Source organism: Sphingopyxis sp., assembly GCF_050725655.1.
GTDB lineage: Bacteria > Pseudomonadota > Alphaproteobacteria > Sphingomonadales > Sphingomonadaceae > Sphingopyxis.
In genome coordinates this window covers 20914-35260 of sequence record NZ_JBOHHT010000100.1, presented here as the reverse complement: position 1 = coordinate 35260, position 14347 = coordinate 20914, and the positions used below count along the sequence as shown (strand labels likewise).

Genomic DNA, 14347 nt, shown 5'->3' with positions numbered 1-14347 from the left:
GCGGAGTGGATGAAGTTCGTATCGTGGCGCGGCATCGTTGTCGGGTTGCTCTTGCTCGCTTTGTGGACGTTGCGGCCGATTGGCGTCAACGCGCCATCCTCGGTTGAAACGCCGTTCAACGCCGATCGGGCGGTCACGCGGCTTACCAAGATCCTTGGCGATGAGCGCGCACATCCCACCGATAGCGATGCCAATGATGCTGTCGAAGCGCGGCTGCTCGCTGAAATCCGCAAGCGGGATTCCTCCCGCAGATCGACGAGCGGTTTCATTGCAACGACATTCGCGAAGGCGCCGCGATCTGCGCTCGGCCGCGCAACATCGCCTTTTGGGTGACGCCGCCTGGCGACAATGCCGTGAGGATCGCCGCGCATTATGACTCGGTGCCCGCCGGGCAGGGCGCCGCCGATGATGGTATCGGTGTCGCGGTCGCGCTCGAAATTGCGTATCAGCTCAAGGGAAAGAAGCTCGCCCGCCCGGTGCTCGTCGTGCTGACCGACGCGGAGGAAGCGGGCCTCGTCGGCGCCGCGGCCTTCGCGGCGCATGATCCGCTCGCCAAGCGCGTCGGCGCGGTGGTCAATATGGAAGCGCGCGGCACGACCGGCGGCGTCAATATGTTCCAGACCAGCAGCCCGAATGCCCGCGACGTAGCGACGGTGGGCGGCAGCCCGCTGCCCTTTGCCAATCGCTCGCGACCGATTTTTACGAACTGATGCCGAACGACACCGACGTGACCATGCTGCTGCCGCTCGGCATTGATGTCGGCAATTATTCGATCATCGGTGGCGGCAAGCGCTATCACACGCCGCTCGATAATCTGGCGCATCTCGACCGCAATTCGGTGCGGCACATGGGGGCGACCACGCTCGCGGCGGTGACCGGTTTTGCGTCCCGGCCCGCCGGCGGTGCCGAGGGACCGCGCGTCTATACCGATGTCGCACGGCAGTTGCAGCTTGTCCTGCCGCAGGTCGTTGCCGCGGTCGTCATGGGCCTGGGGCTGATCGCTGCGGCCCTGCTTTACTGGCGCGGCGGGACGACGCGCCGGGTTCGTAGCGCGTTCACGCCATTGGTGGCGACCATCGTCGGGACCGGTATCGCGGTGGGCGCTGCGATGTTTGTCGCGATGCTGCGGCCAGAGGCTGCATTCGGGACCGCCTATCCGGCCGTGTTCCGACTGCTCTACGCCTCGGCGGCGCTGGCGGGTGCCGCGGCCATCCTCGCCCTGTCGCGCGAGGAAAACCCCGTGCGCGGCGCTGCGGCGAGCTGGGGCTGGCTCGCCCTCTTCATCCTCGCGGCTTTCGCCTTTGTCCCCGGCCTCGCGATTCTCGCCACCTGGTCGATGCCGTTCGTGATCGCCGCGGCCGGCGCCGCGCTGATCCCGGCGGCGCGGCGCGCGGTGCCGTTCCTTCTGGTGGGTGCCGCGATCGTCTATATCCTCATCACCCTGCCGCTTGGGGGTGGGATGGAGGAAGGGCTGTTCGTCGAACATGCCGCGCCATCGACCTTCCTGCTCATCTTCATGTTTCTTTTTCTCCTGCCCGGTGCCGGCCGGACGACGCGCTGGACACCGGCTATTTTCGGGGTCGTTGCATTGGGGGCGTTCGTCGCGGCGCTGACGGTCCCGGTCTATACGCGCGATGCGCCGCGCCATCTGACCGTCGTGCACGAGGACGACAATGGAAAGGCGGCGTTCCTGATCGACGACAATGGGCCGCTACCGTCGAAGATACGCGCGCTCGTAGCTTTCGAGGCCCAACCCGACGACAAGGGGTTCTGGCGGGCGCCCGCACCCAAACTCGCCGACGACGGCCGCATCGAAATCCTCTCCGATACGGTCGCTGGCGACCGCCGCACCATCCGGTTCGCGATGTTGGCGCCCTCGGCAGACCGGCAGGAATTGCTGATAAAGGACAGTAAGACGATGCGGAACATCATCGTTAACGGCACTCGCCCGGCGATCCGGGAAGAACCCGTCTATATCGGCTGCACCGGCCGCACCTGTTGTCGTCTCGAGGTCCAGTTCGACCTCGCGGCCAAGGCAAAACTGCCCGAGATGGGCTGGCGGCGGACGCGCTATGGGGCGGGGGAGGCCGGTAACAAGCTGGCGGGAAAACGTCCGGCCGACTGCACAGCCAGTGCATGTTGGTGATCGGCAGGTCTGGATCCGGCCGCTGCGGCTGCCCGCCGCGCCGGCAAGCTAGATCGACCGGTCTATATAGGTCAGGAAGACCTTCAGATTGCCGGTGCCGTCCTTGTTGGCGATGCCGCGCCAACTGTCTAGCGGGGCAAAGACATGGTCGCCCGCGGTCACCGGAAATCCCTCGCCGTCGATCGTCATCACGCCGCGACCCTCGACGATATAATAATATTCCTCATAGGCGCCGAGCGCCGGATCGCTGAGATTGTGGAGATGCACCCCCTCGCTCGCGCCGGGCGGGATGTCATAGATCATGAAGTTCGCGGGCGCCGCCGCGCCGCCGAAATCGAACAGCCGGACGTCCAATTCGCCCAGCCCCTCATGCACCGCCTTGAATTTGTTGAAGCCTTCCGTCGCTCGCTCAAGCTTGAAGCGCGTAGGTCGGGCACCGGTCGCACCGGTCGTATCGGTCGCGATCATCGATCCGATCGCGGCGACGGCGAGGAGATTGCGGCGGCTGATATCGTCCATCGGGAAAGCCTTCCTGGCGCCATGGGCGAATGGGTTGCACGGCAAGACTAATGGCGAGGTCGCCCGCAGGGAAGCTGGACCGGTGGGTAAGTGCGCGAGAGAAGGGTAATTATCGGCGCCTTGGGCATCCCATTTTACCCATTTGCCGAATCGTTACCCGCATCATCCCTTGTCGCTTTTGCGGGCGCGATGCACGCTGTCGGCTTCACTAGGGGAGAACCCATTTGATGTTGCGCAGCCTGACTTTCGCTCTGTTCGCCCTCAGCCTGACCGTGCCCGCCACGGCGAAGGACGCGGCCGATCCCGCCGCAGTCGAGATGACGACCCCGGTGTTCGAAATGTTCCGTCTCGTCCCCGGCAAGACCGAAGAATTCATCCGCGATATGGAGAAATGGGACAAGGTCAGCGCCGCTGGCGGTCAGCCCCCGACGCAATTGTTCCTGCACGCCGGCGGCGAGGGCTGGGACGTCCTGCTCTATAAACCCGCGCGCCCGAAACCGACTCCCGAACAGGAAGCCGCGATGGCGGCCAAGGCAAAGGAAATGGGCCTGCCGACCGGTGCGCTCTATTATGTCGATGTGCGTGAGAAGATGGCCGACCATGTTCATTTCGAAGGCACCGGGCCGCTGACTGCAGAAAAATGGGTCGCCCAGATCGAACGCGAGCGGGCGGACCGCAAGCGCGGCAAATAATTGGCCCCCTGCCACCGGCGAAGCTGGCCGTTGCGGCGGCGTCGCATCGGTCGCACCATGACCCCATGGCGGAGAACTCATGAACTTTCACCCGACGCGCCGCGCTGTTCTGGCCGGACTGGGCCTTGCGCCGATCGCTGCCGCGTCGGCCGCCGACGGGCTGCCGGTGACGATCCTGATCCGTAACGTCCAGCTGTTCGACGGCACCGGCAGCAACCGCCAGCCGCGCAATGTGCGCATCGCGGGCAATCGTATCGACGCCGTCTCGGCGGGCGACATCCCGGTGCCGCAGGGTACGACGATCATCGACGGCGCGGGGCAGACGCTGATGCCCGGCCTCACCGACGCGCATTGGCACATGGCCGCGGTGCGCGGCGTGCCCTGGATGGGGTCCGACGACGCGACTCATATCGCGATGATTTTCAAGGATGCCGAGTTTCAGTTGATGCGTGGTTTCACGACGGTGCGCGATACCGCGGGCGCCATCTTCGGCATCAAGACCGCGATTGACCGTGGCATCATGCCCGGGCCGCGCTGCTATCCCAGCGGCGCGGCAATCTCGCAGACATCGGGGCATGGCGATCCGGAACCGATTGGGGAACTGCCGGCCGCGCTCGGAGGACGCCCCTCGATCCGCCAGCAAAAGGGCATGACCGCAGTCGCCAATGGCGTGCCCGAAGTGCTCGCGGCGACGCGCGAACAGTTGAAGCGCGGTGCATCGCAGATCAAGATCATGGCTGGCGGCGGCGTGACGTCGGACCATGATCCGATCGACACGGTGCAATATACGTTGGCGGAAATGCAGGCGATCGTCGGGGCGGTGACCGACTGGGACTCCTATGCTTGCGCCCATGCCTATACGCCCGCGGGCGTGCGCCGCTGTCTTGAGGCCGGTGTGCTGTCGATCGAGCATGGTCATGCCATCGACGATCGCACCGCCGCGCTGATCGCCGAAAAGGGCGCATGGCTTTCGATCCAGCCGTTCGAGGAGGGCGACAATATCCTGACTGAGGAACAGCAAGCGAAAGCGAAGGAATCGCTCGGCGGCGAGGGCTGGCAGAGCGGCGTGCGGTTCGCGAAAAAGCATGGCGTCAAGGTGGCCTTCGGCACCGACCTCTTCTCGCGCACCCGCAGCTCGCGAACCGAAAATTCGATGCTGCCGCGTTTTGGCGCCATCTATTCGAACCCCGAAGTGCTCCGCATCGCGACATCCGGCAACTGCGAACTCTTTGCCCGCAGCGGCCGCCGCAATCCCTATCGCCAGGCGGCGCTTGGTGTGATCCGTGAAGGGGCGTGGGCCGATATGCTGCTGGTGCGCGGCAATCCGCTCGACGACCTGCGCCTGCTCGAGGATTATGAGCGCAACCTGCTGCTGATCGTCAAGGATGGGATCATCCACAAGAATCTGATGCCCGCCTGACCGGCGCGGCGCGCGAGCTTATCGGAGCACGAAGCGCAGCGTGTCGGTCACCGCACGGGCCGGGACGGTCATGTGGATTTCATCTTCGTACAGGCGATAGCGCGTGCTGAGGCCATAGGCCGACAGGGGGTCGAGGCGCGCCGCCAATGCACGCGCCGGTTCGGCGTCGTCGTCGGTGTCCTGATCGCCGGCGACGAGCATCAGGCGGCTCGTCTTGGTGACTTGGCCGCTCGTCAGCTTGGCGGTGAAGGCGCGCTCTTCGCGCAGCAAATCCTGCACATTCCATTCGAGCGACGGGCTCGCCGCGACGATCGATTGAAAGGCGCCTGGCCGCGCATAAAGCGCATGGATCGCGAACAGCCCACCAAAGCTGTGTCCGAACAGCGACTGGCGGTCGGGGTTGATCTTGTAGCGCTTCCCGATCTCGGTCCTGAGCTTGCCGGTCAGGAAATCGAGGAATTTGTCGCGGCCGGTGTTGGTGGCGCTTGGCTGCGATTTGGCCTGCGCAGGCGGTCCTACGGTTGGCACCGGAAACAGGAAATCGCCGGTCCGCCGCGCATCATAAGCATCGTCGGTCGGATAGCCGACCCCGACGACAAGGGCGTTGCCCTTTTCCGCATATTCCAGCAGCCGCCGCGTCTCGGCAAAGGAGGCGAAATAGGCGTTGCCGTCGATGATGTAGAGGACGGGAAAGCCGCCCTCGGGCGGTTCGCCCTTGGGATAGGAAATGAAGATGCGATAGGTTTCGCCGCCGTCGGACTGGGTCTCGAACATCTGCGTCGACGGCATGGCAAAGGCGGGCCCCGCCGCTGGTTGCGCCTGCGCCGCCGCGAGCGGCAGGGAAAGGGTCATGGCGACGATCGCCGCCGATATCGTCCACTTGTTGATCATATCGTCCTCCCGGCTGCTTCCATCTAGCCATGAACCTTGTGCGCCGCGAGGGTGAAATCTGGCTCGGCCTTGCCCATCCCGAGCACCATGCCCGCGACATAACGCCCGAGCGCCGGGCCATGTTTGAAGCCATGGCCCGTGCCGCCGCCGACGATCCAGCAATTGGCCCACTGCGGGTGCCGGTCGATCAGCATATGGCCGTTGTCGCTATTCTCATATTGGCAGACCTCGGACGCCGCGAGGGGGCGTTTGGCGAGGGCGGGGAAGCGTTTGGCCAGATAAGCGCGCACATCCGCCAGTCCCTTGTCGGTGATCCGGCGGTCGGCGCTATCGGGATCGTATTTCGGGCCATGGCCATCGAGCGCGATCTTGAATCCGCGCGCCTCGATGTCGGGGAAGCCATAATGAAGATCGGGATCACCGGCGTCGACCCACGCGGGCATATGCGGCGCGGCGAAGCGGTTGTCGCCGGCCGCGGGCGCGAAATAGAACACTTCCTGCCGCGTCGGCACGATCCGCCCGCCGACAACTTCCGGAAACAGCTTGGGCAGCCAGGGACCGCAGGCGAAGACATATTGCCGCGCGTGCAGCGTCTCGCCGCCGGTGCCGATGATCGCGTCGAGCGCGGCGCGCTCGGAACGCGGCACATCGACCGCGAGGGTACGAAAAGTGCCGCCCGCCTTGACGAAATCCTGCACCAGCGTCTGCACGCTGCGCCGCGCCATCAGCGCGCCCATGGTGGGCTGCATCACCCCGACCGTCAGCCCGTCGAAATCGATCTGCGGCCAGCGTTTGGCCATTTCTGCGCCGGTCAGCTTTTCGATCGGAATGCCGAGACTGCCCTGGAGCGCGATGCTCTCGTCGATCTTCGCGGTGTCCTTGGGATAGAAATAGAGCGCGCCGACCTCCCGAAAGATCGGGTTCTCGTGGCGTCTGGCCAGCGCATGCCATTCGGCGAGCGATTCCCAAGCCCAGCGCGTGTAAAGCGCGTTGGCGGCATATTCGGTGCGGATCAGCCGCGTCTCGCCGCCCGACGAAGAGCGCGCATGGCCCGCGCCCCATGCGTCGAGCAGCAACACTTTCTGGCCCTGACGCTGGAAGTTCCACGCGGTCCAGGCACCGAAAACGCCTGCGCCGACGACGATGACGTCCCAGCCCCTCGTCTTTTGGACGCGTGCCGCGGCGGGCTCTGCAGTCGCTAGCGCGCCCGCCGTCGCCAGCCCGCCGAGCAGCAGACGCCGCGACACCGGCGCGGCAAAGGATGTCTGTCCGCCCTCTCGATGCGTCATCGCCCGCTTCCTATTTCTGCGCTGCGATGTCGGCGCGCTGGGCGTCGAGTTCGGCGACCCATGCCTCGGACAGCATCGGGCCCTTCATCACCAGATGGGCGTGATCGGCGACCTTATCGCGCAGGCCGATGAAGAACAGCGGACCGCCGACGAGGCCCAGCTCCTTCATCTTCGCCGCCATCGCTGCATTTTTTGCTCGGGCGTCGATGGCGCGCGCGGCGGCTTGTACAGCATCACGTCCCAGCCTTCGCCATCCTCGTGCAGATAAAGCTGGGCCTTGGGCCGACCGCCGGCGGCATTGACCTGGTCCCAGATCGCGACGCTGCGGATGAATGCCTCGGTCTGGCCGGGCACCAGCCGGAACAGTTCGAACGCGGGATCGGACTGCGTCGCCGCCTCGGCGGCCACCGGCTTTTCCTTTTTCGCCTGCGCTTGCACCGTGACCGGCGCCAGCAGCGCGCATGCCCATATCAAACTCTTCATCATGACCCGGTTCTCCCCTTGAAACATGCCCCGATCCTCTCCGGATTTGGCGTGGCTCGCTAGAGGGCGCGCGCCGACTTACCCGCTTGGACAAGCTGCTACCCGGAAAAGACAGCTGTGGTCGGAATGCCGACTTGGCATGGATGGGGCGATTGGGTGGCAATGCAGGCAGAGGCTTGCGAGGGAGTAGATCATGAGCGGATTGAAGAGCGTTTTGCTGGGTGCGGCGATTGTTTCGGGCCTCGCGCTCCCGGCTCCGTCGTTCGGCCAACCGGGGGCGCCGCCGATCCGCCTCGACGGCCAGACGCTCGATCCCGGCATCCAGGCGATGCTTGCCAACGACATGGTCAAGGAAGAGGCCGCCAAGGGCAAGCCGGGTAACGATCCCGCCACCGCGTCCGGCATGAAGGCGATCCGCGACGAGGTGAACGGTGACTGGGCGGCCGGCACTGCGGCGGCGCCCCAGATGGCGTCGGTGAAGAACGCCGTGGTGAAGAGCGGCAATGTCAGCATTCCGGTGCGCATCTATCGACCCAAGGCGAGCGGTCCGCTGCCGACTATCGTCTATTATCACGGCGGGGCGTGGTTCGTCGGCGGCGTCGAGGGCTCGGACCTGTCGTCGCGCCAGCTGGCGAACGACGCGAAGGCGATCGTGGTCAGCGTCGAATATCGCATGGCGCCAGAGGCACCCTATCCGGCGTCGTGGGACGATGCCGAGAGCGCCTTCGACTGGGTCGTCGGCGAAGCGAAGAACCTCGGCGGCGCGCCCGATCAGGTGTGTGTGGCGGGAGATAGCGCGGGCGGCAATATGGCGATCGTCGTGACGACGCGCCGAATGGCCAAGGGCAAGCCCGCGCCGCTGTGCCAGATCCTCTATTATCCGGCGGTCGATAACCGCCCCGTCGACGCGATGCGTGCGACCTATAATTCGTCGCGGCTGTTCGGTGAGGGATTCCGGCTCAACCGGTCGTTCACCGACTATATCCTCCCCATCGTCTTCCCCGATCAGGACCTGTCGCAGCCCGAAGTCTCGCCGCTGTTCGACGCGACGCGCAAGATGCCACCAACGCTGATCGCGACTGCAGGTTTTGACCCACTACGCGATTCCGAACGGGCCTATGCGGCGAAGCTCGCGCAAGGTGGAAACTATGTAATCTATCGCGAGTTTCCGACGCTGATCCACGGCTTCCTGCAACACACCGGCCTGTCGGAGGCGGCGGCGCGCGCCTCGCGAGAGACCGCGCAGGCCGCAGGGGTACTGGCACGCGCGGCGGTCGCGGAACAGCAAGCAAAATCGGATTTGGCGCGTTAGAGACCTTTTTCGCGGATCGACGTAAAAGCAAAGATTGGATGGGCGTCCCGTTCGTTGGCAACCTCCAAAGCGCTCGCTTCGAAACAGTCGGAATGAGCGCGGCGGAGGCTCTCTGGATCCAGGGCAATTGAAACAGACTTCGGCTCGAATGCCGGCCACTATGGCATCGCGCGCCGGCGCTGACTATAGCGGCAGACCGCCCGGGGACGGTCCCGGGCACATAGGAGAGATCATATGAACCACGCCGAACTGTCCGACAGCGTTGCTGCCACGCTCGCAGTGAGCAAGGCCGATGCCAAGAAGGCGGTCGACGCCGTGTTTGCCGCGATTGCCGATGCCGCCGCCAAGGGCGACGAAGTTTCGGTCAACGGCTTCGGCAAGTTCAAGATCAAGGCGTCGCCGGCGCGCGAAGGCCGTAACCCCGCTACGGGCGCTGCGATCCAGATCGCCGCTTCGAAGAAGCTCACCTTTGGTGCAGCCAAGGCGATCAAGGACCGCCTGAACGGCTGATCCACATACGTCCCGCCGGCCGCAACTGGCGCGAGGCGCCGCGTTGCCGAGGCGTCGTGACAGGGCCGGACCGCATTTCGATGCGGCCCGGCCCGTTGGATATGCCGTCGGCGTGTACCGACCAGCGCGGCGCATTCATCGCTGCGATGCTATGCCACTCGCTCTTGGCCTTGCCGCTCCTATGATAGATCGACCGCAGTGCGATTTCGGCAACCGCGCGCTCGAACCTCTCGTCTGAAGGAGCATAGCAGCATCCTCGACGGCGCGCGCTATGTCGACCGTGACAATGATCCGATCTGGGGCGTGAAGCTCGATGCCATCCCGATCGAAGGGCATCGCCTCGAATTAACCTATTTCGACACTGGAACCACCCGGCTTCGGAAAACCCTCGCTTATGATGCCGCGACCGACACGGTCGGCGGCGAGCTGAGCCAGACCCGATACCGGTCCGGCGGCACCAGCTATATCGGCCGTTATACGGGCAATCTGACCGACTGGTTCACTGTTTCCGGGGCCTATGGCGTATCGAAGGAGCGCTTCGACTTCGAGACGAGCAACAACGCCAATTTCGTGCGAGACGAACTCACCGGCGCGATCCTCAGTGACCAGAAGCTCGCTTCCGTTCCGAATCCCCATGCGACGCGGCGCGAATTCTATCGCTTCGATGCCGATCTCTATGTCTCGATGCTGGGCGAGCATCATATTCGCTTCGGCATGGACACCGAGAGCAATCGCCTGAACAAGGTCGAGGTCCCGACCGGGAACGACGGCTATGACGCTGGCGGGCTCGCCTCCGCACCGGGCGGCGTTTCCTATTATCTGAACGTATGCGGGTCCAATACGCCGCAATGCGTCTCGGCGGGCCTCGCGCCCGACGATGTCTATGTCGGGGTGAATTACGGTAGTGTTGGCGGCGGCTTCAAGTCGAAGAACCGCGCCTTCTACCTGCAAGATGAATGGCGGCCGACCGCCAACCTGACGCTCAACCTCGGCGTCCGGCTCGACCAGTTCGCCAGCGATACGCTCACCGGGCAGCAATGGCTCGACCTCGACAGCGCCTGGGCGCCGCGGCTTGGCGCATCATATGACGTGTTCGGCGACGGGCGGATGAAATTGTTCGGCAATTATGGCCGCTATTTTCTCCCGGTCGCGTCGAACACGGCTTTCATCCAGTTCGGCCAGCCGATCGGTTTCACCGAATATTGGCAGACCGACGGCACATTCGGCGCCGGCAATATTCCCAACCTGACATCGCAGATTACCAACTGGAACGGCGGTCAGATCTGCCCGGCGCCGATCTTTGGCGCGGCTGGGCCGCACTGCAACGTGATCGCGACGGGTGCCTTGCGCGACACGACCCAGGCCGTCTCGCAGAATCTGAAGCCGAGCGAGGAGGACGAAATCATCCTCGGCGCATCCTACAAGCTGGACGATCGCTGGACGATCGGCTTGACGTATACGCGGCGACGGCTCCTTTCCTATGCCGACGACATCTCGATCGATGCCGGCGTGGTCGCCTATTGCCGGGCCGAAGGCGTCGCGGGATGCGTGCTCGGCTGTCCTTATGAAGGCGAGGTCGCCCTGTCCGCCGTGGTCGAGGTCGCCGAACGACTTGCGGCGATGGGATGCTACGAGATTTCGCTCGGCGATACCATTGGTGCAGGGACGCCCGCCGAGGCCCGTGACATGGTCCGCACCGTTGCCAGGTCGGTTCCATCGAGCCAACTCGCGATCCATTTCCACGATAGTTCTGGCCGAGCGCTCGATAATGCTCGCGCAAGCCTTGAGGCCGACATTACCGTTGTCGACAGCGCGATCGCTGGTCTTGGGGGATGTCCCTATGCGCCGGGTTCCAACGGGAACCTCGCAACGGAGGCGCTCGTGGGCATGCTCGACGGCCTCGGCCTGAAAGCGGGGTCATATGGAAAATCTCGTGGCAGCGGCTCAAATCGTCGAAGACGCCGGGATCGCGGTGCGGTCGCCGATGATGCGGGACCGCTTAAAAAGGGAGAACCGGCCCGCGACGAGGGCGAACTGATGCCCCATTCCGTTTGCGCTTCTTTGCTGATTGACTGGCCGATAGGATTGAAGGAACGGATCGATCCGACTCTGCCAGGACCGCTCCACTCGCAGATCATCCAGGCGGTAATCGGGGATATCGAGCGCGGCCACCTCGCATCGGGGGGCCTATCTACCGAGCAGCCGCGACCTCGCCCGGTTGCTGGGCATGAATCGCAAGACGGTGGTTCACGCTTATGAGGATCTGATAGCCCAGGGCTGGCTGGAAACGGCTGGCACAAGGGGCACGCGCATTTCGCATGCGCTCGCCGACAAATCGGTGCGCCCGCTGGAACGCGCGTACGAGTGCGTCGATCACATCTCCTATCGCTTCGCACGGCCACCTGCGCGCTCGCTCGCACTCCCGGCAGGGGTGGGGCTCAAACTCGATGAGAGGACGCCCGATGGCCGTCTCGTCCCGCCAGAACTGCTTGTCCGCGCTTATCGTGCTGCGGCGCATCGGCTTTCGCGCGACAACGGATTGCAATATCGCGACCCGCGCGGCTTCCCAGGCATCCGGCGCGTCATCGCAGAAATGCTGGCCGCGCAGCACGGACTTGCGGTCGACGAGCGCAACATCTGCATCACGCGCGGCAGCCAGAACGCGATATTTCTCGCAGGCCAGATTCTGTTCGAGCGCGGCGACGTCGTGATTGTCGAGGAACTGGCATATGAACCGGCAATCGCGGCCTTCCGCGCGCTGGGCGCCCATATCGTGCCGGTCGGACTCGACGAAGGCGGGATGAAGGTCGAAGAGATCGCCAACATCTGCCGGAGGCAGAGTGCGTGCGCGGTGTTCGTCACTCCGCATCACCAATTCCCGACGACGGTTTCACTTCGCCCCGAACGGCGACTGGACCTTGTCGACCTTGCGCGCGGTTTCGGCTTCGCGATCGTCGAGGATGATTATGATCACGAGTTTCATTTCGGCGTGCGGCAGCGCGCTCTCGGCGTCGACCAGCCGGGAGCCTGACGCTCCCTGATTGCCGGGCGGACCCCGATCAGGCAGCCCATTCGGCCGGGTCGGATTCCTCGCCGATCAGCGCGAGACCGTGCGCGATCGAGGTCAGCTCGCCGCCGGTCGCGATACGCTCTTCGCCGAAACGGCGGTCGAACATCGCGCGGATCGCGGGGATCAGCGAGGACCCGCCGGTCAGGAAGACACGGTCGATCGCCTCGGGCGCGATGCCCGCGCGGGCAAGCGCCTGGTCCATCGCCGCCTCGATGCGGCGAAGATCGTCGGCGATCCATTGCTCGAAATCGGCGCGCCGCACCTCGGCCCCGATCTCGATCCCGCCGCCGGCGAAATGAAATTCTGCATGATCGGCGCCCGACAGCGCGCGCTTGAGCTTGCCCACGGCATCATAGAGCGGAAAGCCCTGCTCATGCTCGATCAGCGCGATCATGCGGCCGATCAGGTCGGGCCGTTCGGCGTCGCGTTGCAGGCGGCGGATTTCCTCGATCGTGCGGCGGTTGCGCATCATCGCGAGCCGCGACCAGTCGCCGAAATCGGCGAAATAGCCGCCCGGGATTTCAAGCAGCTTGTCGAACGAGCGATACTGGCTGCCCTTGCCGAGCAGGGGCAGTACCAGCCGGTCGACGATGCGGTAATCGAAGCGATCGCCCGCGATGCCGATCCCCGAAGACGCGAGCGGCACGCAGCGCCGCGGGCTTCCGGGCTCGGCGACGCGGACGATCGAAAAGTCGGTGGTGCCGCCGCCGAAATCGGCAACGAGGATCGTCGCGGGCTCGGTCAGGCGCGAGGCATAGCTGTGCGCGGCGCCGAGCGGTTCGTGGACATAATGGATTTCGGTGCCGAACGCCGCGAGCATCGCGTCGTACCGCTGGCGCGCGAGTTCGGGATCGGGCCTGGCGCCGGCATATTCGACCGGGCGGCCGACAATGATGCGGTGCGGCCGTTCGTCGAGCGCGCCGCCGGCATGCGCAACAAGGCGCTGGAGGAACAGGCGCCCCATATCCTCGAAGCGGAAGGGCTTGTTGAAGATCATCGCGCGCTCGAACAACGGGCTCGCGGCGACGCTCTTGAACGACTGGATGAAGCGGCTGTCGAGCGGCGACTGGAGATATTCGTCGATCGCCCACGGACCCGCCTCATGCGCGATGCCGTTCCAGCCGCGCTCTTCTTCCCAGAAGCAGAGCGCCGAGCGGAACACTGCGTCGCCCGTGTCGCCGAACGCGACCAGCTCGGTGCCGCCCCGGCCATCGGCAAGCGCGACGACGCTGTTCGTCGTGCCGAAATCGAGGCCGAGCGCGCTCGCGGCCGCATTGTCCATGACGTGGCTCCTGTGACGAGGGGGATCCCCGGGCGGGGGCGGCGCCTATTGCACAGGAAGAGCGGCGGAGCAAGTTGCGGGCGGCCGCCTAGGCGTCGGGCTCCCACGCGCGATAAAATGTGTCGACCGCGGCATCGACTTCGTCCTGCAAGCGGCTGAGGTCGCGGCTTTCGGGCAGGTTGAGGACGGCGAACTGGTAGAGGCCCGACTGGCACAGGCCGGCAAATTGCTGCACCGCACGCATCGGATCGCCCATCCTGATCTCGCCGCGCACCATTTTTTCGGCGACCCAGTCGGCCGCTCGCGCCTTGCCGCGACGCGGACCGCGGTCGTAAAATGTCTCGGCGAGGTGCGGGAAACGATCGGCTTCCCCGACGACAAGGCGGAACAGCGAGAGAAGCGGTGTCGCCGTCAGCTTCGTCATCAATACCATGCCGAAACGGCGGAGGACGTCGGGCACTGGCTGATCGAGCGGCAGCTCGATGGTGAGGGCATCGCCATATTGTTCGACGATCCCATCGACGACCGCGGCAAACAGATCCTCCTTCGAAGGAAAATAGGTCCAGAGCGTCGTTTTCGATCCGCCGACCTTGCTGGCGATCGAGGACATCGTTGTGCCGGCATAGCCATTCGCAAAGAATAGCTCGCGCGCGGCATCGACGAACGCCTTGCGGCGCATTGCCGCGGCATCGTCGACGGCTACCGTACTATCTGGTATCATTTCGATTGACAA

At 64.7% G+C, this 14347-nt stretch carries 15 protein-coding genes and 1 pseudogene; 9 read left to right on the top strand and 7 right to left on the bottom strand.

Features of this window, described 5'->3' with window-relative positions; genetic code table 11:
• Positions 1-9: 9 nt before the first annotated feature.
• The 3 genes from ACREBX_RS15400 to ACREBX_RS15390 are packed head-to-tail and all read left to right on the top strand — an operon-like array spanning position 10 to position 2146.
• Positions 10-333 carry a hypothetical protein gene (locus tag ACREBX_RS15400; protein ID WP_431562624.1) on the top strand — a complete coding sequence of 108 codons (324 nt, stop codon included), beginning with the start codon at positions 10-12 and terminating at the stop codon, positions 331-333.
• A 20-nt stretch (positions 334-353) separates the two neighbouring features.
• Complete coding sequence (locus ACREBX_RS15395) at positions 354-710, top strand: M20/M25/M40 family metallo-hydrolase (protein WP_431562623.1); 357 nt, start codon at positions 354-356, stop codon at positions 708-710.
• A complete protein-coding gene (locus tag ACREBX_RS15390; RefSeq protein ID WP_431562622.1) occupies positions 710-2146 on the top strand; it encodes a M28 family peptidase in 1437 nt (478 codons plus the stop codon). Before ACREBX_RS15395 ends, ACREBX_RS15390 begins: the two co-directional genes overlap by 1 nt.
• 48 nt (positions 2147-2194) lie before the next feature.
• On the opposite strand, the gene ACREBX_RS15385 is transcribed toward ACREBX_RS15390, so the two are convergent.
• Positions 2195-2665, bottom strand: coding sequence for a cupin domain-containing protein (locus tag ACREBX_RS15385; protein ID WP_431562621.1), 471 nt, complete (start codon positions 2663-2665; stop codon positions 2195-2197).
• A gap of 224 nt (positions 2666-2889) precedes the next feature.
• Between ACREBX_RS15385 and ACREBX_RS15380 the strand changes: the two genes are divergently transcribed.
• Both ACREBX_RS15380 and ACREBX_RS15375 read left to right on the top strand, forming a co-directional pair.
• Entirely contained in the window at positions 2890-3357 is a 468-nt protein-coding gene (locus tag ACREBX_RS15380; protein WP_431562620.1) for a hypothetical protein, read from the top strand.
• A 79-nt stretch (positions 3358-3436) separates the two neighbouring features.
• Entirely contained in the window at positions 3437-4777 is a 1341-nt protein-coding gene (locus tag ACREBX_RS15375) for an amidohydrolase family protein (RefSeq protein ID WP_431562619.1), read from the top strand.
• An 18-nt stretch (positions 4778-4795) separates the two neighbouring features.
• Here ACREBX_RS15375 and ACREBX_RS15370 read toward each other — a convergent pair whose 3' ends face one another.
• Genes ACREBX_RS15370 through ACREBX_RS15355 form a run of 4 tightly spaced genes read right to left on the bottom strand, consistent with a single transcriptional unit; the run spans position 4796 to position 7443 of the window.
• Positions 4796-5668 (bottom strand): alpha/beta hydrolase, encoded by an 873-nt coding sequence (locus ACREBX_RS15370; protein ID WP_431562618.1) that lies wholly within the window; start codon positions 5666-5668, stop codon positions 4796-4798.
• 23 nt (positions 5669-5691) lie between these two features.
• Positions 5692-6957: an FAD-dependent oxidoreductase gene (locus ACREBX_RS15365; protein ID WP_431562617.1), complete on the bottom strand. Its 1266-nt coding sequence runs from the start codon at positions 6955-6957 to the stop codon at positions 5692-5694.
• Between the two features lie 10 nt (positions 6958-6967).
• A complete protein-coding gene (locus tag ACREBX_RS15360; RefSeq protein ID WP_431562616.1) occupies positions 6968-7126 on the bottom strand; it encodes a hypothetical protein in 159 nt (52 codons plus the stop codon).
• The gene (locus ACREBX_RS15355; protein ID WP_431562615.1) at positions 7123-7443 is read right to left on the bottom strand and encodes a hypothetical protein; all 321 of its coding nucleotides are present in this window, start codon (positions 7441-7443) and stop codon (positions 7123-7125) included. Before ACREBX_RS15355 ends, ACREBX_RS15360 begins: the two co-directional genes overlap by 4 nt.
• A 190-nt stretch (positions 7444-7633) precedes the next feature.
• Here ACREBX_RS15355 and ACREBX_RS15350 point away from each other — a divergent pair, with 190 nt between their 5' ends.
• From ACREBX_RS15350 to ACREBX_RS15335, 4 genes and pseudogenes are all read left to right on the top strand, one after another.
• On the top strand, positions 7634-8752 hold the full coding sequence (locus ACREBX_RS15350; RefSeq protein ID WP_431562614.1) for an alpha/beta hydrolase: 1119 nt from the start codon (positions 7634-7636) through the stop codon (positions 8750-8752).
• Positions 8753-8974: 222 nt separating this feature from the next.
• A pseudogene (locus tag ACREBX_RS15345) lies at positions 8975-9262 on the top strand (HU family DNA-binding protein); the annotation flags it as partial.
• A 198-nt stretch (positions 9263-9460) separates the two neighbouring features.
• Positions 9461-11521, top strand: coding sequence for a TonB-dependent receptor domain-containing protein (locus ACREBX_RS15340; RefSeq protein WP_431562613.1), 2061 nt, complete (start codon positions 9461-9463; stop codon positions 11519-11521).
• Positions 11490-12293 carry a PLP-dependent aminotransferase family protein gene (locus tag ACREBX_RS15335; protein WP_431562612.1) on the top strand — a complete coding sequence of 268 codons (804 nt, stop codon included), beginning with the start codon at positions 11490-11492 and terminating at the stop codon, positions 12291-12293. Before ACREBX_RS15340 ends, ACREBX_RS15335 begins: the two co-directional genes overlap by 32 nt.
• A gap of 28 nt (positions 12294-12321) precedes the next feature.
• Here the strand turns inward: ACREBX_RS15335 and ACREBX_RS15330 are convergent, their stop codons facing one another.
• Positions 12322-13614: an Hsp70 family protein gene (locus ACREBX_RS15330; protein WP_431562611.1), complete on the bottom strand. Its 1293-nt coding sequence runs from the start codon at positions 13612-13614 to the stop codon at positions 12322-12324.
• Positions 13615-13702: 88 nt separating this feature from the next.
• Entirely contained in the window at positions 13703-14335 is a 633-nt protein-coding gene (locus tag ACREBX_RS15325; RefSeq protein ID WP_431562610.1) for a TetR/AcrR family transcriptional regulator, read from the bottom strand.
• Positions 14336-14347 lie beyond the last annotated feature (12 nt).